Origin of the sequence: Sphingopyxis terrae subsp. terrae NBRC 15098 (assembly GCF_001598815.1) — a bacterium.
Classification (GTDB): Bacteria; Pseudomonadota; Alphaproteobacteria; order Sphingomonadales; family Sphingomonadaceae; genus Sphingopyxis; species Sphingopyxis terrae.
The window spans coordinates 194498-216344 of record NZ_BCZQ01000008.1 but is presented as its reverse complement, the minus strand read 5'-3'; the positions used below and the strand labels follow the sequence as shown (position 1 = coordinate 216344).

Below are 21847 nucleotides of genomic sequence, written 5' to 3'. Positions count from 1 at the left end.
GGACGAATCGTTGACCCGCCGCGATGGTGCGGTCATGGAGATTTGAAACATGTGCCGGCATCGCCTATGTAAAGGCGACGTCTTTACCCTTTGTCCGTATCGGATTTGCTTGTGACCGCTTTCTCGATCATCCTGCTCGCCATGATTGCCGCCTTCCTCGGCATGCGGCTCTATTCGGTGCTCGGCAAGCGGACGGGGCATGAGCAGGAACCCGTGATGCCGCGCCGCGACGACCGCGCCGCGCCGGCGCCGGTGCGGCTCGACGAAGCCGACGCCGCGGGCTCGTCGCGCGATCAGGCGCCGGTGAACAGCGGACTGGTCTATGAACCCTCTGCCGAAGCCGGTCTGCGCCAGTTGCTCGCGAGCGACCGCCACTTCGATGCCGGCCGCTTCATGGACGGCGCGCAGGCGGCCTATCGCATGATCCTCGAGGCCTTCTGGAAAGGCGACCGCGACACGCTGCGGGACCTGTGCGACGACGACAGCTACGAAGGCTTCATCGCGGCGATCGAGGATCGCGAAGAGCGCGGCGAAAAGCTGGAAAACCGCCTGATCGGGATCGATTCGGCCAAGATTACGGCGGTGGAACTCGGCCGCAATGAAGCGCGCATCACCGTGCGCTATCAGGCGGATATCAGCGCGGTGACGCGCGATGCCGACGGCAAGCTGATCGCCGGATCGATGACCGACGGGGTGCAGACCGACGATCTGTGGACCTTCCGCCGCAAGGTCGGCAGCAGCGATCCCAACTGGCTGCTCGACGAAGCCGACGTCGCCTGAGCGGCAGCAGGATGTTCCGGGGGGACGCCGTGCCGGATCGCAGGCCGCGCCTTCGCTGCGTCGGCCTCGCGCTTCTCTTGACCGCTCCGCTGCTGTCGGGCTGTGCCTCAGTGATCCCGGCGGCCCCCGGGCCGCGCCCCGCCCCGGCGACAAACCCGGCACCGACACCGACTCCGGCCCCCACGACCGGCGCCCCGCGCCCCTATCAGCCGCGCCCATCGGTGCCGCCGGGCGCCGCTGCTAAGCCGATTCCCGCAACCCCCAATCCGCCGCTCGCCGCGCCGCCGGTTCCCGCGACCGCGACGAGTGCGATCGAAAGCGGTGTCGTCGCCGGTCCCGAATATAATGCGCTGGGCATCGCGCCCGAACAGGCGACCGCCGCGCTGATCGCCTTCCGGTTGAGCTGCCCCTCGGTGCAGCGCCGAACCGATGTGAGCGGGCTGACGCAGCCCGGCGAATGGGCCGAGGCGTGCAGCGCCGCGAGCGGCTGGGCCGACCGCGATGCCGGCAATTTCTTCAGCCGCTATTTCGGCACCGTGCAGGTCGGCGCGGGCAGCGCCTTCGTCACCGGCTATTACGAACCCGAAATCGCCGCCTCGCGGACGCGGCGGCCGGGCTATGACGTGCCGATCTACCGCCGCCCCGCTGATCTGGTTGACGTCGACCTCGGCCTGTTTTCGAAAGATTTGCAGGGCAAGAAGATCCGGGGCCGCGTCGACGGCAGCAATTTTGTCCCCTATTATGATCGCCTCGCGATCGAACGCGGCGCGCTCGCCGGGCGCGGCCTCGAAATCGCCTGGGCGGCCGATGCGGCCGAATTCTTTTTCCTGCAGGTGCAGGGGTCGGGGCGGCTGCGCCTGCCTGACGGCGGCGTCATGCGGATCGGTTACGACAGCCAGAACGGCCGCGATTATGTCGGCATCGGCAAGCTGCTGCTCGACCGCGGCGCGCTCCAGCCGGGGCAGGCCTCGATGCAGGGCATCCTCGATTATTTGCGCGCCGACCCGGTTCGCGGCGCCGCCGTGATGAACGAAAATCCGAGTTGGGTCTTCTTCCGCGAGCTGACCGGGCCAGGGCCGCTCGGCGCGCTCGGCGTGCCGGTCACGGGCCGCGCGAGCGTCGCCGCCGATCCCAAATATGTGCCGCTCGGCGCCCCCGTCTTCCTCTCGCTCGACCGCGCCGAACCCAATGGGCTGTGGGTAGCGCAGGACACCGGCGGCGCGATCAAGGGCGCGAACCGGTTCGACAGCTTCTGGGGCGCCGGCGAAAAGGCGCGTGCGATCGCGGGCGGCATGGCGGCGCGCGGTTCGGCGCTGATCCTGCTGCCGCGCGCTGCGGTCGCGCGGCTCACCGCCGCCGCGCGCTGACCGGCGATGGCGCGGCGCCTCGCTCCCGAAGAAAACGCGCTGTGGAAACGGGTCGCGGCCACGGTGAAGCCGCTCCACCGCGCACCGTCGCCGCTCGAACCGGCGGCGCCGCCGCCGGTACGGCCACCCAAGCCGGAGCCGCGCGGCCTCGCCGGTGCCGCCGCGGCGCGGGCCCGGCCCGCCGCGCTCCCCCCGCCGCGCCGTACCCATGGGCAGGCGACGCTCGACAGCCATTGGGACCGGCGGCTGCGCAAGGGGCACGTCCGCCCCGACCTCAGCATCGATCTCCACGGCCACAGCCTTGCCTCGGCGCAGGCGCTGCTCGACGATGCGATCGGGCGGGCGCTGCTGCGCGGCGCGCGTGTGCTGCTCGTCGTCGCGGGGCGCCTGCGGCCGGGCGCCGACCGCTTGCCGCAGCCGCACGAACCGCGCCCGCGCGGCGCAATCCGCGCCTCGCTTGCCGACTGGCTTGCGGTATCGCCCCATGCCGACCTCATCGTCGCGCTGCGCCCCGCGCACATCAGCCATGGCGGTGCGGGCGCCGTCTATGTCATCCTGCGGCGCAGCCGCGAGGATTAGGCGTCAGCGAAAGGCGCGGTCCAATATGCCGCGATAGATGGCCGTCAGATTGTGCAGGTCTTCGACCGCGACCGCCTCGTCGAGCTTGTGCATCGTCGCATTGGTCAGCCCGAATTCGACCACCGGGCACAGCGCGTGGAGGAAGCGCGCGTCAGAGGTGCCGCCGGTCGTCGACATGTCGGCCTCGATGCCCGTCTCGGCCCGGATCGCTTCGGCGACGAGCGACGACAGCGCGCCCGGCGGGGTCAGAAAGGCCTCGCCCGAAATCTTGCCGATCACCTTGGCCGCGGGCTCGACATCCTGCGCGATGCGCTCGACCATCGCGACCAGATCGGCGCCCTTCTGCTGGTCGTTGAAGCGGATCGACAGCCGCGCGCGCGCCGATGCCGGAATCACGTTGGTCGCGCCATTGCCGACCTCGAGGTCGGTGAACTCGATGTTCGACGGCTGGAACCAGGCGGTCCCCTCGTCGAGCGTCACCGTGTCGATCGCCGCCAGGATGCGCACCAGCTTGGGAATCGGATTGTCGGCCAGGTGCGGATAGGCGACATGGCCCTGCGTCCCCGGCACGTCGATCCAGATATTGACAGATCCGCGCCGGCCGATCTTCACCATGTCGCCGAGCCGGTGCACCGATGTCGGTTCGCCGACGACGATCATGTCGGGCTTCACGCCGCGCGCATCCATATGCTCCATCAGCGCGCGGGTGCCGAAGATCGCCGGGCCTTCCTCGTCGCCGGTGATGATCAGGCTGATCGTTCCCCCCTCGGCGGGGGTTGCTGCCGCCGCGGCGACGAAGGCGGCGATCGAGCCCTTCATGTCGACCGCGCCGCGGCCGTAGAGCAGATCGCCGCGAATTTCCGGTGCGAAAGCATCGCCGGTCCAGCCGACGCCCGGGGGTACGACGTCGAGATGCCCGGCAAAGCCGAAATGCACCGGGCCGCTGCCCGCCCGTACCGCGAGCAGATTTTCGACCGGCCCGTCGGGTTCGATCCCGTCGATGAAGCGCTCGACCGTGAAACCGAGCGGGGCGAGCGCGGCTTCCAGCACGTCGAAGACGGCGCCGGTCGCGGGCGTGACGCTCGGCGCGGCGATCAGCGCCCGGGCAAGGTCGACGGGGTCGATAGTCATGGTCATGACGCTCCCTTACCCGTTCGCGCCGCACCAAGTCGAGGCTTTGCATCACGCCCCCTTTGTGCAAAACAAAGCGGGAACATGCCCGGAGTCCTTCATGCCCAAGCTCGATCTCGATTCGATCCCCCAAACCAACGCCACCGGCTATCCCGCCCCCTATGATGCGCCGGTTCAGGGGCGCTGGTACCGCCGTCTCGCGCCCGCGACGGGGCTTGCCGATTTCGCCGCGAGCCATGTCGTGCTGAAACCCGGCGCCTGGTCGTCGCAGCGCCACTGGCACGACGGCGAGGACGAGATGCTGGTGATGATCTCGGGCGAAGCCACGCTCGTCGAGGATGCGGGGCGCTGGCTGATGCGCGCGGGCGACATTGCGGTATGGCCGAAGGGCAGCACCAACGGTCATCATCTGATCAATGAATCGGGCGCCGACTGTGTCTTCGTCGCCTTGGGCGGCGGCAAGCTGCACGATACTGGCGGCGGCTATTCGGACATCGACATGCTGTTCACGCCCGACGGCTATTTCCACAAGGACGGCACGCCCTATCCGACGAAACGCCTGCCGTGACCGACGCCGACTGGATCGGCTTTGGCTTGGCGGTGCTGCTGATCGAACTGACGCCGGGCCCGAACATGGCGTGGCTCGTCGCGCTCGCGATGGGCGAGGGGCGCCGCGCCGGGCTCGCGGCAACCGCCGGCGTCGCGATCGGCCTGTTCGTCAACGCGCTCGCTGCGGCGCTGGGGATAGCCTTCATCGTGTCGGCCAGTCCGCTGCTGTGGCAGGTCTTGCGCTGGGGCGGCGCTGCCTTTCTGCTTTGGCTTGCCTGGGAAAGCTGGCGCGACGCGGGCGAAAATTCGCCGGCGCTGATCGCCGCGCCGGGCCGGTCGCGGCATCATTTCCTTTCCGGGCTGGTGGTCAATCTGCTCAATCCCAAGGCGATGCTCTTTTACGTCGTCGTCATCCCGCGCTTCAACGGCGGGCAGATACCGGGCTTCGGCCTCGCCTTCGCGCTCGCGCTCGTCAGCATCGCGATCGCGACCGCAGTGCATCTGACCATTGTCGTGGCGGGGAGCCGGGTCGGCGGTTGGATTTCCGACCCGGCGCGCACCCGCACCGTTCGCCGTATCCTCGCGCTCGCGATCGTCGGGGTGGCGATATGGTTTGCGCTTACCGCAGGCCGCTGACCGCCCGAATTGCGCCGAAAGTGCGCCCTCGCCAACGGTTCGCCGCACAATCTGCTCATATGGACGGCGCGATCGCTCAACGGCCTTGCCGGACGATTTCAGGTGCAGAAAAGGGCGGCGGGAACTCGCGGGGGCGGCTCGGAATGAAGGAGTAGCGTAATGCGTGCAGTTTCCATGAAATCGAAGCGATTGTTGTTGCTGGCGATGCTTGCCGGCTCGGTCAGCACCGCGGTGGCGGTGCAGGCGCAGGATGCGCCCGAAAGCGACGGATCCTTGCTCGTAACCGGTGCCGCGCCGCCCGATATGGCGCAGATGGCCGAAGGCCCGAAGGTCGAAGGCATCATCTCGGCGCGCAGCGGCGACCGGATGCAGGTGACGACCGCCGACGGCAGCAACACCGTGATCACCATCGCCGATGCCACGACGATCAAGTCGAGCGGCGGCTTTCTGGGCCTGAACCGCGACAAGCTTGGTGCCGAAGCGCTGCTCAACGGCCTTCCCGTGTCGGTCGAGACGCGCCAGTGGGACGGCGGGCTGGTCGCCAGCCAGATCGATCTCAAGAGCAAGGATCTGCGCACCGCCTCGATGATTCGCAACGGGACCGATCAGCGGTTCGCCGAACAGACCGCGGCCACCGAAGCGCTGCGCGGCCGGATGGGCGACATCGACCAGTATAATGTCAAAGCCACGACGACGGTGAATTTTGACACCGGCCAGTCGGTCCTGTCGCCGCAGGCGAAATCCGACCTGTGCGCCGTCGCGCAGCAGGCGGAAAGCATGGACAATGCCCTGCTGCTCGTCGTCGGCTACACCGATTCGACCGGCAGCGAGGAACTCAATCAGCAGCTCAGCGAAAAGCGCGCCGGGCGCGTGGTGAATTATCTGCAGCAGGCGTGTGGCTGGAAGCCCTATCGCATGCTCACGCCGACCGGAATGGCCGAAGCCGATCCGGCAGCGAGCAACGACACGGTCGAAGGCAAGGCGCAGAATCGCCGCGTGGCCGTGAATATCCTCGTCAGCAAGGGGCTCGACGGCCTCTAAGCCAGACGCGCGCGGGGCGGGTTCGCGCCCGCCCCGCCTCATCGGCGGGCGCGAAGGGGTTGCCGCGGCGCAGCGTCGGCGCCACATCTCGCGCATGTCGCTTCCCGCTCCCTTCGCCGGCTGGTTCGCGCACCGCGGGTGGCGGCTGCGGCGGCACCAGGCCGACATGCTCGCGGCGGCGCAGCGCGGCGAAAGCGCGCTGCTCGTCGCGGCGACCGGCGCCGGCAAGACATTGGCCGGCTTTCTCCCCAGTCTGATCGACCTTGCGGCCAACTCGTCCGACCGGTTGCACACCCTCTATGTCTCGCCGCTCAAGGCGCTGGCCGCCGATGTCGAGCGCAACCTGCTCGGCCCCATCGCCGATATGGATCTCGACATCAGCGTCGAAAGCCGGAGCGGCGATACCAGTTCGGACAAAAAGGCGCGCCAGCGCAGTCGGCCGCCCAATATCCTGCTGACCACCCCCGAATCGCTGTCGCTGCTGCTGTCCTATCCCGACAGCTTCGCGATGTTCGCCGATCTGAAGACGGTGGTCATCGACGAAATCCACGCCTTCGCGACCGGCAAGCGCGGCGATCTGCTCAGCCTCGCGCTCGCGCGCCTCGAACGCATTGCGCCGGGGCTGCGGCGCGTCGGCCTGTCGGCGACGATTGCCGATGCGGACGCCTATCGCGCCTGGCTCGCGCCCGAGGGCGATGCGACGCGCGTGACGCTGGTCGAGGGCGAGCGCGGCGCCGATCCCGACATTTCGATCCTGTTGCCCGAAGGCGCGGTGCCGTGGGCGGGGCATTCGGGACGCTATGCGGTGCATCAGGTGATGGCCGAAATCGCGAAGAACCGCACGACGATCATCTTCTGCAACACGCGCGGGCTGGCCGAGCTGATTTTCCAGGAATTGTGGAAGGTCAACGATCTGTCGTTGCCGATCGCGATCCATCACGGCAGCCTCGACCGCGAAGCGCGCCAGCGCGCCGAAAACGCCATGGCCGAGGGGCGATTGCGGGCGCTCGTCGCAACCTCCAGCCTCGATCTGGGTCTCGACTGGGGCGATGTCGACTGCGTGATCCAGATGGGGGCGCCCAAGGGTTCGTCGCGGCTGCTCCAGCGTATCGGTCGCGCCAACCACCGGCTCGACGAACCGAGCCGGGCGCTGATCGTGCCGGGCAATCGCTTCGAATATCTCGAGGCGCGCGCCGCACTCGACGCGGTCGAGGCGGGCGAGCGCGATGCCGATCGCTTCCGTCCCGGCGCGCTCGACGTGCTGGCCCAGCATGTCATGGCCCTCGCGTGCGCCGCACCCTTCCGCGAGGAAGATCTGCTTGCCGAAATCCGCGGTGCGCAGCCGTATCGCTGGATCGACGCGGCGCTCTTTGCGCGCCTGCTCGGCTTCGTTCGCGACGGCGGATATGCGCTCAAAAGCTATGACCGCTTCCGCCGCCTGGCACCCGACGGGCAGGGCGGCTGGCGCATCGCGCACCCCCGGCTCGCGGCGCAGCACCGGCTCAACGCCGGGATCATCGTCGATGCCCCCACACTCGACGTGCGCTTCAAGAACGGGCGGCGCCTCGGCAGCGTCGAGGAATATTTCGCGAGCACGCTGACCGCGGGCGACACCTTTGCCTTCGCCGGCCTCAGCCTCGAGGTCGAGACGATCCGCGATACCGACCTCATCGTGCGCGCAACGACGCGTCCGGCGCGCATTCCGTCCTATGTCGGGGCGCGGATGGCGCTGTCGACGCGGCTCGCCGACCGGGTGCGCGCCTTCCTGGCCGATCCGGCGAGCTGGCGGCGCTTTCCAGAGGATGTGCGCTTCTGGCTCGAGATGCAGGCGCTGCGCTCGGTGCTGCCGCGCCCCGGCGAACTGCTGGTCGAAACCTTCCCGCACGAGGGCGCGCATTATCTTGTCTGCTATCCGTTCGAGGGATGGAACGCCCACCAGTCGCTCGGCATGCTGCTGTCGAAACGGATGGAGCGCGCGGGGCTACAGCCGCTCGGCTTCGTCGCTTCCGACTATGCGCTCGCGCTTTGGTCGCTGAAGCCGGTCGCGAATCCCGAGGCGCTGTTCGACGCGACCATATTGGAAGGCGAGTTCGTCGAATGGGTCGAAAATTCGCACCTCCTGAAGCGCGCTTTCCGCGAGGTTGCGGTAATCGGGGGGCTGATCGAACGCCAGCATCCGGGCAAGCGCAAGACGGGCAAGCAGGTGACTTTTTCGACCGATCTCATCTTCGACGTCCTGCGCAAATATGAACCCGATCATCTGCTGATCGAAGCCGCCTGGGCCGACGCGCGCGAGCGGCTCACCGATGTCGCCCGGCTCGGCGACCTGCTCGACCGCGCTGCGGGGACGATGGTGCACCAAAGGCTCGATCGGACCAGCCCGCTCGCGATCCCGGTGCTGGTGCTGATCGGGCGCGAAAATGTAGCGGCCTCGGACCTCGACGACGCGCTGCTCGGCGAGCTCGCCGATACGCTCGCGGCAACCGCGATGGGGCGCGAATGACGGGGTTGGTCGCACGATTGCTGAAAATCGCGAAGAGGCGTATTATGGGGCCATAACAATAAGAGAGGATGCCGCCATGAAGCATAATGTGCATCGCCCCGCGCTGATGGCGTTGTTGCTCGCCGCACCGCTGTTGATGGGATCGGCCCAGCCTGCCGGCGCGCCAGCGGCGCCCGAAGCTCCTGCTGTTCCACCGGCCGCCGCGGATCCAACTCCCGATATGGTCGTCGACCCCGCAACCGGCACGCTGATCCCCTTCATTCAGCCTTTCGATCTTGATGCGACGCGGCGCATGGCGGTCGAGGTCACGATCGGCGGGCAGGGGCCTTTTTCGTTCTTAGTCGATACCGGCGCCGAACGGACCGTGATCGCCCGCGAACTGGCCGCCCGCCTCAAGCTGGCGCCGGGCGAACAGCTCCGGCTGGCTACCATCGGCGGCTCTGCGACCGTCCCCAGCTTTCGGGTCGCCGCCCTGCAAATGACCGACCTTGAGATGACCGGCTTGGTCGCGCCCGCCTTCTACGGTCGCCATATTGGCGCCGCAGGCCTGATTGGCGTCGATATGCTCGAAGACCGGCGGGTGCTGATCGACTTCCGCAAGCAAAGCATGTCGGTGACCGAAACGCATCGGCGCGCGCGCCCGACTATCCGCGACGACGACGCGATCGTCGTGACGGCGCGGAAGGTGGGCGGGCGCCTGATCCTTTCCAACGCGATTCTGGACGGCAAGCATATCGACGTGATTATCGACACCGGAGCGCAGTCGAGTATTGGCAACCTTGCGATGCAGCGCCTTGTAAGCAAACGCGATACCAATGGGGCGCCGCTCCAGCCGGTGATATTGCAAGCCGTGACCGGTGAAGCCGTCCCGGCAATCCAGACTGTTATCAAGCGCATCAACATCAACAATCTGGACATGAACAACCTGCGCGTCAGCTTTGCCGATGCGCAGGCCTTTCGTGCCCTGGGTCTCGACAAGCGCCCCGCGCTGTTGCTTGGCATGGACTGCCTGTCGCTGTTCGACCGGGTCGAGATCGATTTTCCGAACCGCCGCATCATTTTCGACCTGCCGAGCGGGGCGAGCCGGGAGAGCGGCCAGCGCTTAGCTTTCAACAATGCCGGACGCGGGAGGTAGGCGCTTGCCCGCGGCGCGGTAGCGCGCCATAACGGCGCGATGCCGCCCGCGCCCGCCTTCGACTTTGCCGGCCAGACCTTTCACCTGCTTGCCGAACGGGCGCTATTCTGGCCGCGGCACGGGGCGCTGATCGTCGCCGACCTGCATCTGGAAAAGGCGAGCTGGTACGCGGCGCGCGGCCAGCCGCTGCCGCCCTACGACAGTCAGGATACGCTCGACCGGCTGACCGATCTTGCGCGGCGGACGGGCGCCCGCGCGATATGGTGTCTCGGCGACAGTTTTCATGATCGAACCGCGGACGAGCGCATCGCGCCGGCGGCGGCGGACCGGCTACGCGCGCTGGCGGCGATGACCGAACTCGTCTGGGTCGCCGGCAATCACGACGGGCTGACCGGCGGGGCATGGGGCGGGGCGATCGCCGACGCGCTTTGCGTAGACGGCATCATGCTGCGCCACCAATGCTGCCCGGACGAGGTGCGGCCCGAGATATCGGGGCATTTCCACCCCAAGCTGCGGCTCCAGCTTCGCGGCCGCCCCGTCTCGCGCCCCTGCTTCGCGCATGACGCCAAGCGCTTGATCCTGCCCGCCTTTGGCAGTCTGACCGGCGGACTCGACGTATTCGACCCGGCGATCGCTGCCAATTTCGCCGGTTCCTATCATGCGGCGCTGAATGCGCAGGGGCGGCTGCTCGCCTTTCCCTCGACCGCGGCGACCCGCGATGACGCTACGGCAAGCAAAAGGGCGGCGGCGCGATAGCGGCCCGCGGCGGCGTATAGCGCCTTGGCCGGGCTGTGGCCAAAAAGCATCACCCGTCCAAAAACGTCGAAAAAGCAGGGGTCTCGCTGGATCGGGCCGCCATTTGCGGTATGACATAAGGGCAACGAAAAAAGAAATTATCTGAGAGGAGTGCCCAAAGTGACATCATCTTCCCTACTGAATGGCCGTCTGCTTCGCACGACCGCGCTGGGCGTGTCGATTGCCGTCGCGGCCGTCTCGGCGCCCGCCTTTGCGCAGGATGCCACCACCGATAATGCCGAAGACACCGCCAATGCGATCGTCGTGACCGCGCAGGGCCGTTCGCAGCTGCTGTCGGACGTGCCGGTGGCCATTTCGGCGGTCAGCGCCGAAACGCTGCAGAACAGTGGCGCCAACGACATTCGCCAGCTCAACCAAGTGGCGCCGTCGCTGCTCGTCTCGTCGACGGGCTCGGAAGCCAATGGTTCGGCGCGTATCCGCGGCATCGGCACCGTTGGCGACAACCCGGGTCTCGAAAGCTCGGTTCCGGTCTTCATCGACGGCGTCTATCGCTCGCGTTCGGGCATCGGCCTCAACGAACTGGGTGAGATCGACCGTGTCGAAGTCCAGCGCGGCCCGCAGGGCACGCTCGGCGGCCGCAATTCGTCGGCGGGCCTGATCAGCATCTATTCGAAAAAGCCCGACTTCAACTTCGGCGCCAGCGGCGAAATCACCTATGGCAACTACGACTATTGGCGCCTGAGCGGCAGCGTTACGGGCCCGATCACCGACAAGGTCGCCGCGCGCCTCGACGGCGTCTGGGTCAAGCGCGACGGCTTCCTGCGCGACACGACGAACAACACCGACGTCAACAACCGCGACCGCTATTTCCTGCGCGGCCAGCTGCTGTTCGAACCGACCGACGCGCTGTCGATCCGGTTGATCGCCGACTACACCTATCGCAACGAAAAATGCTGCGGCGCGATCTATGTCGACAACAGCGTCAACCCGTATATCGGCAATCTCAACAATCCGTCGACGCCGCTTTCCAATGGACTTCCGCCTCCGAATACGGGTCCACAAGCCGACGGTAACAATATCATCAACGTGCTCCGCGACCTCGGGCAGCCGCTCAGCGCGTTCAACCAGGGCTATGGCCGCGATCTTTCGGTCAGCGCGGGCCGCAGCTACGCAGGCAAGACCAAGGATTATGGCTTCTCGGGCCAGATCGACTGGGATCTGGGCGGCGCGACGCTGACCTCGATCACCGCCTATCGCGAATATCGTTCGGGCCAGGCCGGCGACCTCGACTATGGCGCGGTCGACATTCTCTATCGTGCGGATAGCGACGACGCCTATCGTCAGTTCCACACCTTCACGCAGGAAGTGCGCCTGCAGGGCGAGGCGTTCGACGGCAAGCTCGACTGGCTTGTCGGTGGCTTCTACGCCAACGAAAAACTGACCGTTCGCGACAATCTCCGCTTTGGTTCACAATATGGCCGTTTTGCAAACTGCCGTATCATTTCGGGTGGCGGTCTGGCCGGCCTCTATTCGCCCACGAGCCCGCTATGCGTCGCACCCGGCGTTGGCCCTGCGACGCTCGCCGGTGCGACCGGCGCATCGGGCACCGATATCGTTGCTGCGTTTACGGCGCTTGATGGTCTCAACGACCTTGGGACGGTGAATGATCGTTACAGCCAGAATGGAACGAACTGGGCGCTCTTCACGCATAATATCTTCCACATTACCGACAAGCTCGATCTGACGTTGGGTCTGCGCTACACCAACGACAAGAAGCGCTTCAACGCCAGCTTCACCAACGACAACACCGTCTGCACCACGGTGCAGGGTTTGGTTCTGGACGACCTGCTGCAGCCGCAAGATCCTAATACGACCACGGATGATACCGCACGGGCGCTCGCGGGCGCGCTCATCGGCCTGTCGTGCCAGGGCAATTCGACCGCCGAGCTGAACGGTGTCTCGATCAACAGCAAGCGCAGCGAGGACAAGTTTACCGGGACGGCGATTCTGTCGTACAAGCCGGTTGACGATCTGCTGCTCTATGCAAGCTATGCGCGCGGTTACAAGGCGGGCGGGTTCAACCTCGACCGCTCGGCGCTCAAGTCACCGATCGTGCCGTTTGGTGGACAGGCGGGCGCGCAGGCGCTTGTCGGAAACCTCCAGTTCGACCCGGAACTGGTCACCAGCTATGAATTGGGGACCAAATATGCGACCGGTCCCTTCAGCGCCGGGCTGACCTTCTTCCGGTCGGACTTCAAGAATTTCCAGCTCAATACGTTCAACGGCACCGTCTTCCTTGTGCAGAATGTCAACGGCTGCACGGCCGATCTCGCTGGTGCGGATCGCGATACGAGCTCGACGACCGGCACCTGCGCGCAGGATAATGTTGGCTGGGGCGTCCGGACCGAGGGTTTCGAACTCGAAGCGTCGCTCATTCCGGCACGCAGCTTCCGCATGACGGCAGGGCTGACCTATGCGAAGACCAAATATCGCGACAATCTGGTCGGCACTTCGTCGGGTTCGCCGCTCGACGCTGCGCTGCGCAAGCTGCCGGGCAGCAATCTGTCGAACGCGCCCGAACTGGTTGCGACTGGCAGCGTGACCTGGACGCCCGAAATCGGCAGCAGCGGTCTGACCGGCCTTGTCTATGTCGATGGTCGCATGACCAGCGACTATAATACGGGTTCGGACCTCTTCCCGCAGAAGGAACAGGACGGCTACGCGATCTTCAATGCGCGTGTCGGCGTCCGCGGCCCTGACGAAAAGTGGGGCATCGAATTTTGGGCGCAGAATCTGTTCAACAAGCAATATGCGCAGGTCGCGTTCAACTCGCCCTTCCAGGCGGGCACGACCGCGGCGCCCTTCACCGACCCGCAATATCCGGGTGGGCGCCAGATCTTCTCGCAGTTCCTTGCCGAACCGCGCACCTATGGCGTGACGCTGCGCGGCAAGTTCTGATCGCGTAACATGCGGTCGGCTTGTCCGGCCGGATAAGGGACCGCCCGTCTGCCGAATGGCAGGCGGGCGGTTCTTTTTTGTGGAACCTTTGCGCCGACCCTGCATAGGCTGGGGGCATGTTCGCAATCGACTCCCTGCTCGTAAAAATCGCGCTGATCGGCGTGATCGGCATCGGCGCCCAATGGGTGGCGTGGCGAACCAACAAACCCGCGATCGCGCTGATGCTCGTCGCCGGCATATTGGCGGGGCCGGTGCTCGGGCTGATCGATCCGGTGCGCGATTTCGGCGCGCTGCGCGAACCGATGATCAAGCTCGCCGTCGCGGTGATCCTGTTCGAAGGCGGCTTGAGCCTCAAGTTTCGCGAGCTGCGCCAGGCGGGGACCGCGGTCTTCATGCTCGTCTTCATCGGCGTGCCGGTCGGCTGGGCGCTCGGCACTGCCGCGGCCTATTATGGCGCGGGCCTGCCGTTCGAGCTCGCGGCGCTGTTCGGCGGGGTGATGGTGGTGACGGGACCGACCGTGATCGCGCCGATGCTCCGCTCGCTCAACATCGCGCCGCGCGTCAAGAATATGCTCAAGTGGGAAGGGATTGTGAACGATCCGATCGGCGCGCTGCTCGCGGTCGGTATCTACAGCTACATCACCCACGGCGGTGCCGATGCGAATAGCGTGAGCATCGTCACCGACGTCGTCGCGGCGAGCGTGCTGGCGATCCTGATCGGCGGTGCGGCCGGTTTCCTGCTGACCTGGGCCTTTCCGCGCGGCTGGGTGCCCGAATATCTGAAGGCGCCGGTGCTGCTGACGACGGTGATCGCGGTCTTCGTGCTTTCGGACCTCATCATGCACGAAACCGGGCTGATCACCGTAACGGTGATGGGCGTCGTGATGGCGAACCGCGAAACCTATTCGACCCGCTCGCTGCAACGCTTTAAGGAGGATCTGACCGTCGTTCTGGTGTCGGGCGTCTTCATCATCCTGTCGGCGACGCTCAACTGGGACGTGGTCAAGAATTTCCAGTTCCGCTTCCTGATCTTCCTCCTTCTGCTGCTCTTCGTCGTGCGCCCGCTGACGATCATGACCGCGCTGCTCTTCACGCGTATCCCGCTCAAGGAGCGACTGTTCGTCGCCTGGATCGCCCCGCGCGGGATCGTCGCGGTCGCGGTGACGGGCCTCTTCGCGCTGCGCCTCACCGACTATGGCGTGCCGGGGGCGGAGGCGCTGGTGCCCTTGGGCTTCGGCGTCGTCATTGCGACGATCTTTGCGCATGGCTTTACCGCCGGAACCTTCGCGCGCTGGCTTGGCCTCGATCAGGGCAAGGGCGACGGCGTCCTGCTCGTCGGGGCGAACAGCTGGACGATCGCCTTCGCGCAGTTCGTCAAGGAACAGGATCGCGGCGTGATGATCGCCGACGCCAGCAAGTTCGCGCTACGCCGCGCGCGGCGCGCCGACATTCGCGTCTATCACGGCGACATATTGGACGAGGTGCACGAGGACGCGATCGACATGGGCCAGTATCAGCAGCTCATCGCCGCGACCGACAATGACAGCTATAACGCGCTGGTGTGCGGCGAGCTGGCGCCCGAGATCGGCCACGACCGCGTCAGCCGCGTCGCGGGCGAGGCGACCGGCGCGAGCCAGCGGCTCGGGCGCGTGTTCACCATCGGCGGCACCACGATCGACACGCAGCTCGACCGGCTCCACGCCGGATGGACTTTCGGTCGCACCCGGATCACCGAAAAATTCCCCTATGCCGACTTCGTGGCGCGGATGAAGGCGTCGGGGGGCGACAGCCTGATGGTGGTCAAGGCATCGGGCGACCTTGCGATCTTCTCGACCCGCCACCGCCCGACGGTAGAGGCCGGCGATACGGTGTGGACCTTCGTTCCGCCCGATGACCCGAAGGCGCGCCGCGAGGCGAAGGAAGCGTCCGCCGCGGTCTGAGGCTTTTGCGTCAGCGCGCGCGCGCGGCCTGATGCGCGATGTCGGTCATCAGCTTGCGGAACAGCACCGCGCCCGCGGTGCCCGATGCCTTCAGTGCGCGCTCGCATTCCAGCAGCCGCGTCATCAGCCGCGCGACGCGCACCGAATCCCAGATGTGCAGCTGCGCCGTCACCGCATCGCGTTCTTTCCAGAATACGCCGCTGCTTTTCGCCGCGACGACGGTCGCCGGGTGCGCGCCCGCGTCGACCTCGGCGCGCAGCTTGGCGAGCTGCATCGCGCGGATCGCCAGTGCGCGGATGATGCGGATCTCGGCAACGCCGACCGCCGCCGCCTGTGCCAGCATGTCGGGCAGGTCGCGCAGCTTGCCGCCGAGCGCGACGTTGATACAGGCGCTGACGTCCTCTTCGTGCGTCGCGGCGCCCAGCGCGGCGATGTCGGCGGGCGTGACCTGCCGCTGCCGGTCGGGACTGGCGTCGAGGTAGAGCGCGATCTTCTCGATCTCGCGGCGCATCAGCGCCTGATCGCCCGAGACGAGATCGACGAGCAATTGCGCCTCGGCATTGGCAACCCGCAATCCTTGCGCCGCCGCGGCTTCCATCGCGATGCCGACGAGCGCGCGGCGGTCGGGCTGGTAACAGATGGCGGCGACGGCATGATCGGCGCCCTCGACCAGCTTGACGAGCTTCGATCGCGCGGTGACCGAGGCGCCGGTCGCGATCACCGGGTTGAGCACGCTGTCCGCGCCGAGCAGCGCCTCGACGGCGGCGAGGCAATCGTCGCCGCCGCCCGAAATCTCGAGCCGGATCACGCGCGCCGGCGAAAAGAGCGACATCGACGCCGCTTCGGCGGCGAGCAGCGCGCCGTCCTGTGCCATCTGGTTCGATGTCAGATCGACCCGCTCGGCCTCCTTGCCAGCCAGCGCGATCAGATGCGCGGCGACGCTTTCCATCGTCGCGTCGTCGGGGCCGGTCAGCAGGACGAAGCGGACCGCGGGATCGAGGCGGCTGAGGCGTTCGAGTTCGCCGGGCTTGACCGACTTCATGCCGGTCAGGGCGCCGGGGCGGCCGGCGCCGGTTGGCCGCCGCCGCGGTCGGCGAAGACCGCAAGCCGCGCGACGATCTGGTCGGCGATCCCCGACGCGAGCCGCTCGAGCGTCGTCGATTCGGCGGCGATCGTCGAATATTCGCTGCCGACGACGTCGATCCCGCCGTCCTGCGCCGCGGTCGCGTCGAGCAGCACTTCGCCGCTTGCCGCATCGACGAGCTGATAGCGGGCGCGCAGCGTCCGCCGCTCGCGCGTCACGGCATCGTCGGAGCGGACGCCAAGGCCGGTAATCGAATCCTCGAGCCGCACGTCGAGGCGCAGCCGCTGGCCCGCACCATGTCCGCCCTGCGTCGCTTGCAACCGGTCGCGCAGCGCGTTGCGGACGAGCCAGCCATTATGCCCCTCGATCGGCGCGACATCGACGTCGGCCAGCACCTGCGCCACCGCGCCCTTGCTGCCGTTTGCATAGAGCGGCCGGAGCCCGCAGCCGCCAAGAAGCAGCGAAGCGGCGACGAGCGAGGAGGTGAGCAGGCGTTTCATGTCAGGGAACGATATTCACCAGACGGTCGGGAACGACAATCACCTTTTTGGGCGCGCCGCCGCCGAGCAGCTCGGCGATGCGCGGGCGGGCGAGCGCCGCGGCCTCGAGCGCGGCCTTGTCGGCGCCCTTCGCGGCGGTCATCGTGTCGCGCAGCTTGCCGGCGATCTGGATCGCGATCGTCACCTCGTCATCGACGAGCAGCGCCGGGTCGGCGGCGGGCCAGGCGGCGTCGGCGATCATCGCGGTCGTCCGCTGCGCCGCGGGCAGCGCCGCCCAGGCCTCTTCGGCCAGATGCGGCATCATCGGCGCGACGAGCAGGATCAGCGTCCGGCACGCTTCGGCGCGGGTCGCCGAGGGCTTTGCCTTTTCAATATCGTTGGCGAGCGCGTGGATCTTGGCCACCGCCTTGTTGAAGCCGAGCGATTCGATGTCGGCGGCAACCCCCGCGATCGCCTGGTGCAGCTTGCGCGCCAGCGCCTTGTCTTCGCCGCCGTCGCCGGTGTTTTCGGTGTCGCCGAACAGGCGCCACAAACGCTGGACGAAGCGCCACGCGCCCTCGATCCCCGCTTCGCTCCACGGCAGGTCGCGCTCGGGCGGGCTGTCGGAGAGCATGAACCAGCGCGCGGCGTCGGCGCCATATTGGTCGAGGATGGCGTCGGGATCGACGACATTCTTCTTCGACTTCGACATCTTGATGACGCGGCCGACCTCAACCGGTGCGCCATCGGAGTTCCGGACGGCGCCATCTGGTGTGCGGGTGATCTCGTCCGGCGAAAAGTAATAGCGATGAATGATAGGCTCGCCGGTGTTATCCAAAGCGCCCGCCATCGAGCCATGATCAACATAGTAGGTTTCGTGCGTCACCATCCCCTGCGTGAACAGGCTGGCGAAGGGCTCCTTGATGTCGATCATCCCCAGCTTGTTGAGCGCGCGCGTCCAGAAGCGCGCGTAGAGCAGGTGGAGGATCGCATGCTCGATGCCGCCGATATATTGATCGACGGGCATCCAGCGGCGGATGACATCGGGATCGAACGGCCGGTCGGCCGGTGCGGACGCGAAGCGCAGGAAATACCACGACGAATCGACGAAGGTGTCGAGCGTGTCGGTCTCGCGCACCGCTTCGCCGCCGCATGTCGGGCAGGCGACGTGCTTCCACGTCGGATGGCGGTCGAGCGGATTGCCGGGCACCGAGAAATCGGCATCCTCGGGCAGTACGACGGGGAGCTGCGCCTTCGGCACGGGCACCATGCCGCACGCGGAGCAATGGATGAAGGGGATCGGCGTCCCCCAGTAACGCTGGCGCGAGACGCCCCAGTCGCGCAGGCGCCAGACGGTCGTGCCCTTGCCCCAGCCTTCATGCTCGGCACGCGCGATGATCGCGGCCTTCGCCTCGTCGATGCTCATCCCGTCGAGGAAGTGGCTGTTCACGAGGCGGCCGGGGCCGGTATAGGCTTCGTCGCCATGGAAGATCTGGCCGGTCTCGTCACCGTCCGCGATCACGCGGTGAACGGGCAGATCATATTTGCGCGCAAAATCGAGGTCGCGCTGGTCGTGCGCGGGACAGCCGAAGATCGCGCCCGTGCCATAATCCATCAGCACATAATTCACGACCCAGATCGGCAGATGCCAGTCGGGGTCGAGCGGATGCTGCACCGACAGGCCGGTGTCGAAGCCCATCTTCTCCGCGGTTTCGAGCTGTTCGGCCGACGTTCCTTGACGGCGGCACTCCTCGATGAACGCGGCAAGGCGCGGCGCATCCTTGGCGAGCGACTCGGCCAGCGGATGGTCGGGCGAAATCGCCGCAAAGCTGGCGCCGTACAGCGTGTCGGGGCGCGTCGTGAAGACGTCGAAGCCCGGCGCGCCGCCCGCCAGCTTGAAACTGAATTCCAGGCCCTGCGACTTGCCGATCCAGTTTTCCTGCATCAGCCGCACCTTGTCGGGCCAATGGTCGAGGCTCTTGAGGCCGTCGAGCAGTTCGTCGGCGAAGTCGGTGATCTTCAGGAACCACTGCGAGAGCTTCTTCTTCTCGACCAGCGCGCCCGAACGCCAGCCGCGCCCGTCGATCACCTGCTCGTTGGCGAGCACGGTCACGTCGACGGGGTCCCAGTTGACGTAGCTTTCCTTGCGCGTGACCAGCCCGTGCGCGAACAGGTCGAGGAACAGCGCCTGTTCCTGCCCGTAATAATCGGGTTCGCACGTCGCGAGTTCGCGGCTCCAGTCGATCGCGAGGCCGAGGCGCTTCAATTGCGCGCGCATCGCCGCGATATTGTCGCGCGTCCAGCCGCCGGGGTGGACGCCCTTTTCCATCGCGGCATTTTCGGCCGGCATGCCAAAGGCGTCCCAGCCCATCGGATGCAGCACGTCATGTCCGGTCATCCGCTTGAAGCGCGCGAGCACGTCGCCCATCGCATAGTTGCGGACATGCCCCATATGGATGCGTCCCGACGGATAGGGGAACATCTCCAGGATATAGGCCTTTGGCTTATCCGAACTGTCGGTCGTCGCAAAGCTGTTCGCGGCGTCCCATGCCGCCTGCCAGCGGGCGTCGGCGGCGAGGGCGCCAAAGCGCGTTTCGCGGGTCATTTGGTCGGTTACCCCGTTTGTCAAAATACCATCGATCAAAATAGTGTGCCCCCGCCCTTCGACTGCCCGCAGGACGGGCGCTCAGGATAAACTTCAGCCAAAGGCTGGAAGCGGGGGCCCATCACCTGCCGTTCAAATCCGGAACAACCGGAGATGGATCCCCGCCTTCTCGGGGAAACACCGAAATCCGAAACTCAGCCCTTGATCGCGCTGCGGCGCAGGTCGCGGGCGCGGGTGAGGATGATTTCTTCCAGCTTCTGCACCGTCGCGGCCTGAACCGGCGCATCGACCCAGGTGCCGTTCTGGGCGACCTGACGCAGCGCGGCGACGCGGAGCGCATCGGCGCGCAGGTCACGATCGAGGATCGACACGGTCACCTTCATGCGCTCGTTCGGATTGCCGGGGTTCGCATACCAGTCGGTGATGATGACCCCGCCCGAGCTGTCGGCCTGCAGCAGCGGCATGAACGACAGGGCGTCGAGCGACGCGCGCCACAGATAGGAATTGACGCCGATCGTCGTCACCTGGCTCGCCGCCAGGTCGGCGCGCGGCCGGTCCTTCCCGCCGCAGGCCGACAGGCCGAGCGCCGCGACCCCGATCAGGGCGAGCGCGGCCGGACGACGACCGAGCGAGGCAAGAAGGGTAAGCTTGGACATGCCGTAACACCTTATTCTGGGCGCGCGGGCAGCGAATTGCGGGCGCGCATGCGGAAATTTGCAAGCGTCTCTATCGCCCTTGCCGCCGTCCGGCAAGCGCGCCATTTCCGGTGTTTCGACCGTTCATCCCCGGCTCATCTCCGCCCGCCACTGTGCTGTTCGCGCAACATGTTCGGCGAAAAGCCGGCGACGCGCGATCAATCGGTCGGGAATCACTGGAATTATCGCCCCCGCCGTCCTATCTCACGAGTCGATTGGGGTTGGAGTCGCAGAGCAATGGCGCGGAATTCGCGACATTTTTGGAAAGCAGGCATGTTCGCGGTAGCAGCGGTTACCGTTGCGCTTCCGCCTGCGCTCGCGTCGATGACACGCGCCGACCGGATTCGCGACACCCAGCTTTCGAATTCGGTGCTTGGCCAATTCACCCCGGCGTCGGGCGACCCGCGCCTGATCGCCCGCTATATCAAAATCTCGGAAGAGGCGCGCCGCGGCTTCAGCTTCACGCCCGCGCTGCCCGATGACGGGCACAAGAATCGCGCGATCACCGTCGTGATTCGCGCCCGCGACGATTCGTCGAGCGCACGCACCGCCGCGCTTGCCGCCGGCCGCACCAAATCGCCGATCTCGATCGCCCCTGTGACCTATAATCTGGGCGCGTCGGTCGGGTTCGAAAAATTCGTGACCCCGGCGCTGCCCAGCGGCACCGACCTGCGCAACCTGCCGGTCGCGCGCGCGCCCGAACAGGCCGACAACAAGAAATCGCGCTTCGCGACGAAGATGGTCAGCCGTCCGACCGATCCGGCCGGCGCAACCGACCGCATCACCGCGCCGGGCGAAGAGCAGACCGTCGATGTCGTCAGCAGTTATCGCCTGACCAAGAACCTCGATGTGACCGCGGGCGTCCGTTACAAGGCCGACGACCGCTTCCAGCCGCTGACCGACGCGCGCCGCGACAGTCAGGCGGTCTATGTCGGAACCGCTTTCCGCTTCTAAAAGCTGTACCGATCGTCGGGCCAGGCCGCCCATAGACGATCATGCCCCAAGCGTCGGCCACTAACGCACCCGACCGCGCCGCGCTTTGCGCGTCGCTCCCTTTTGCTCCCATGCGTCGATGGCGGCCCAGCCGGGCCGGATGCCGCTTGCGGCGCTGGCGCGGGCCAGCGCACGGGCGCGCGCCGGGGTCATCCCGCCCAGCGCAACCGCTAGTCCGCCGGCCGCACGCGCGAGCCGCAGCCACTGGGCACGGCCGAGCGGTGCTGCGCCGGGATGCGACCGCGTCGGGTGAAGCGGCGAGACGAGCGCTGCGTCGGCGCCCGCCCGCCGGGCGCGGTGCGCCTCGCGATGGTCATGGACCGGCATGGTGACGATCAGGCTGATCGCGCGTGCCTGCGCCGCCCGGCGCGCGGCATGCTGCCGCAGATGGACGCCATCGGCCCCCCAGCGCCGCGCCTCGGCGGGCAATCCCGCGATCAGCAGCATCAGCCCGCGCGCTTTTGCGACGCGCGCAAGGCGGCGCGCGAGGCGCCAGCGCGCGCCCTGCGGCAGCGCGTCGTGCCGCAGGACGATGCCGCTTCCCGGCGGCAACAGCGCGGCGAGCGCCACCGTCCCGGCCGCGCTGCGTGCGTCGCTCATCAGCCAGCATGCGGGC

18 protein-coding genes are annotated in these 21847 nt (G+C 66.9%); 12 read left to right on the top strand and 6 right to left on the bottom strand.

The window, feature by feature from the left end:
• The first annotated feature begins 111 nt into the window (after positions 1-111).
• The 3 genes from STE01S_RS06925 to STE01S_RS06915 are packed head-to-tail and all read left to right on the top strand — an operon-like array spanning position 112 to position 2726.
• A complete protein-coding gene (locus tag STE01S_RS06925; RefSeq protein WP_156000979.1) occupies positions 112-780 on the top strand; it encodes a Tim44/TimA family putative adaptor protein in 669 nt (222 codons plus the stop codon).
• Positions 781-791: 11 nt separating this feature from the next.
• A complete protein-coding gene (gene mltA, locus STE01S_RS06920; protein WP_062766248.1) occupies positions 792-2147 on the top strand; it encodes a murein transglycosylase A in 1356 nt (451 codons plus the stop codon).
• A 6-nt stretch (positions 2148-2153) separates the two neighbouring features.
• On the top strand, positions 2154-2726 hold the full coding sequence (locus STE01S_RS06915) for a Smr/MutS family protein (RefSeq protein WP_062766245.1): 573 nt from the start codon (positions 2154-2156) through the stop codon (positions 2724-2726).
• Positions 2727-2729: 3 nt separating this feature from the next.
• On the opposite strand, the gene dapE is transcribed toward STE01S_RS06915, so the two are convergent.
• Positions 2730-3863 carry a succinyl-diaminopimelate desuccinylase gene (gene dapE / locus STE01S_RS06910; RefSeq protein ID WP_062766242.1) on the bottom strand — a complete coding sequence of 378 codons (1134 nt, stop codon included), beginning with the start codon at positions 3861-3863 and terminating at the stop codon, positions 2730-2732.
• 94 nt (positions 3864-3957) lie between these two features.
• On the opposite strand from dapE, the gene STE01S_RS06905 reads away from it, so the two are divergent.
• The 8 genes from STE01S_RS06905 (at position 3958) to STE01S_RS06870 (ending at position 15375) form a co-directional block, all read left to right on the top strand.
• Positions 3958-4425 (top strand): cupin domain-containing protein, encoded by a 468-nt coding sequence (locus STE01S_RS06905; RefSeq protein ID WP_062766239.1) that lies wholly within the window; start codon positions 3958-3960, stop codon positions 4423-4425.
• Positions 4422-5042, top strand: coding sequence for a LysE family translocator (locus STE01S_RS06900; RefSeq protein WP_062766236.1), 621 nt, complete (start codon positions 4422-4424; stop codon positions 5040-5042). Before STE01S_RS06905 ends, STE01S_RS06900 begins: the two co-directional genes overlap by 4 nt.
• Positions 5043-5201: 159 nt before the next feature.
• A complete protein-coding gene (locus tag STE01S_RS06895) occupies positions 5202-6083 on the top strand; it encodes an OmpA family protein (RefSeq protein ID WP_003041644.1) in 882 nt (293 codons plus the stop codon).
• Positions 6084-6177: 94 nt separating this feature from the next.
• Positions 6178-8586: a ligase-associated DNA damage response DEXH box helicase gene (locus STE01S_RS06890; protein WP_062766234.1), complete on the top strand. Its 2409-nt coding sequence runs from the start codon at positions 6178-6180 to the stop codon at positions 8584-8586.
• A gap of 76 nt (positions 8587-8662) precedes the next feature.
• A complete protein-coding gene (locus STE01S_RS06885; protein WP_062766231.1) occupies positions 8663-9721 on the top strand; it encodes an aspartyl protease family protein in 1059 nt (352 codons plus the stop codon).
• 39 nt (positions 9722-9760) lie between these two features.
• Complete coding sequence (gene pdeM / locus STE01S_RS06880) at positions 9761-10477, top strand: ligase-associated DNA damage response endonuclease PdeM (RefSeq protein WP_062766228.1); 717 nt, start codon at positions 9761-9763, stop codon at positions 10475-10477.
• A gap of 159 nt (positions 10478-10636) precedes the next feature.
• Positions 10637-13435: a TonB-dependent receptor gene (locus STE01S_RS06875; protein ID WP_082813245.1), complete on the top strand. Its 2799-nt coding sequence runs from the start codon at positions 10637-10639 to the stop codon at positions 13433-13435.
• Between the two features lie 116 nt (positions 13436-13551).
• Positions 13552-15375 carry a cation:proton antiporter gene (locus STE01S_RS06870; protein ID WP_062766225.1) on the top strand — a complete coding sequence of 608 codons (1824 nt, stop codon included), beginning with the start codon at positions 13552-13554 and terminating at the stop codon, positions 15373-15375.
• Between the two features lie 10 nt (positions 15376-15385).
• On the opposite strand, the gene holA is transcribed toward STE01S_RS06870, so the two are convergent.
• The 4 genes from holA to STE01S_RS06850 all read right to left on the bottom strand — a co-directional run bounded on the left by holA (position 15386) and on the right by STE01S_RS06850 (position 20199).
• Complete coding sequence (holA, locus tag STE01S_RS06865) at positions 15386-16417, bottom strand: DNA polymerase III subunit delta (RefSeq protein WP_062766222.1); 1032 nt, start codon at positions 16415-16417, stop codon at positions 15386-15388.
• Positions 16418-16422: 5 nt separating this feature from the next.
• Positions 16423-16959: an LPS assembly lipoprotein LptE gene (lptE, locus tag STE01S_RS06860; RefSeq protein WP_058812278.1), complete on the bottom strand. Its 537-nt coding sequence runs from the start codon at positions 16957-16959 to the stop codon at positions 16423-16425.
• Between the two features lies 1 nt (position 16960).
• A complete protein-coding gene (gene leuS, locus STE01S_RS06855) occupies positions 16961-19543 on the bottom strand; it encodes a leucine--tRNA ligase (RefSeq protein WP_062766219.1) in 2583 nt (860 codons plus the stop codon).
• Positions 19544-19737: 194 nt separating this feature from the next.
• A complete protein-coding gene (locus STE01S_RS06850; RefSeq protein ID WP_003041624.1) occupies positions 19738-20199 on the bottom strand; it encodes a DUF3576 domain-containing protein in 462 nt (153 codons plus the stop codon).
• Between the two features lie 312 nt (positions 20200-20511).
• Here STE01S_RS06850 and STE01S_RS06845 point away from each other — a divergent pair, with 312 nt between their 5' ends.
• Positions 20512-21192 carry a hypothetical protein gene (locus STE01S_RS06845; protein WP_255265900.1) on the top strand — a complete coding sequence of 227 codons (681 nt, stop codon included), beginning with the start codon at positions 20512-20514 and terminating at the stop codon, positions 21190-21192.
• 60 nt (positions 21193-21252) lie between these two features.
• Here the strand turns inward: STE01S_RS06845 and STE01S_RS06840 are convergent, their stop codons facing one another.
• Positions 21253-21831: a thiamine phosphate synthase gene (locus STE01S_RS06840; protein ID WP_255265899.1), complete on the bottom strand. Its 579-nt coding sequence runs from the start codon at positions 21829-21831 to the stop codon at positions 21253-21255.
• Positions 21832-21847: the final 16 nt, after the last annotated feature.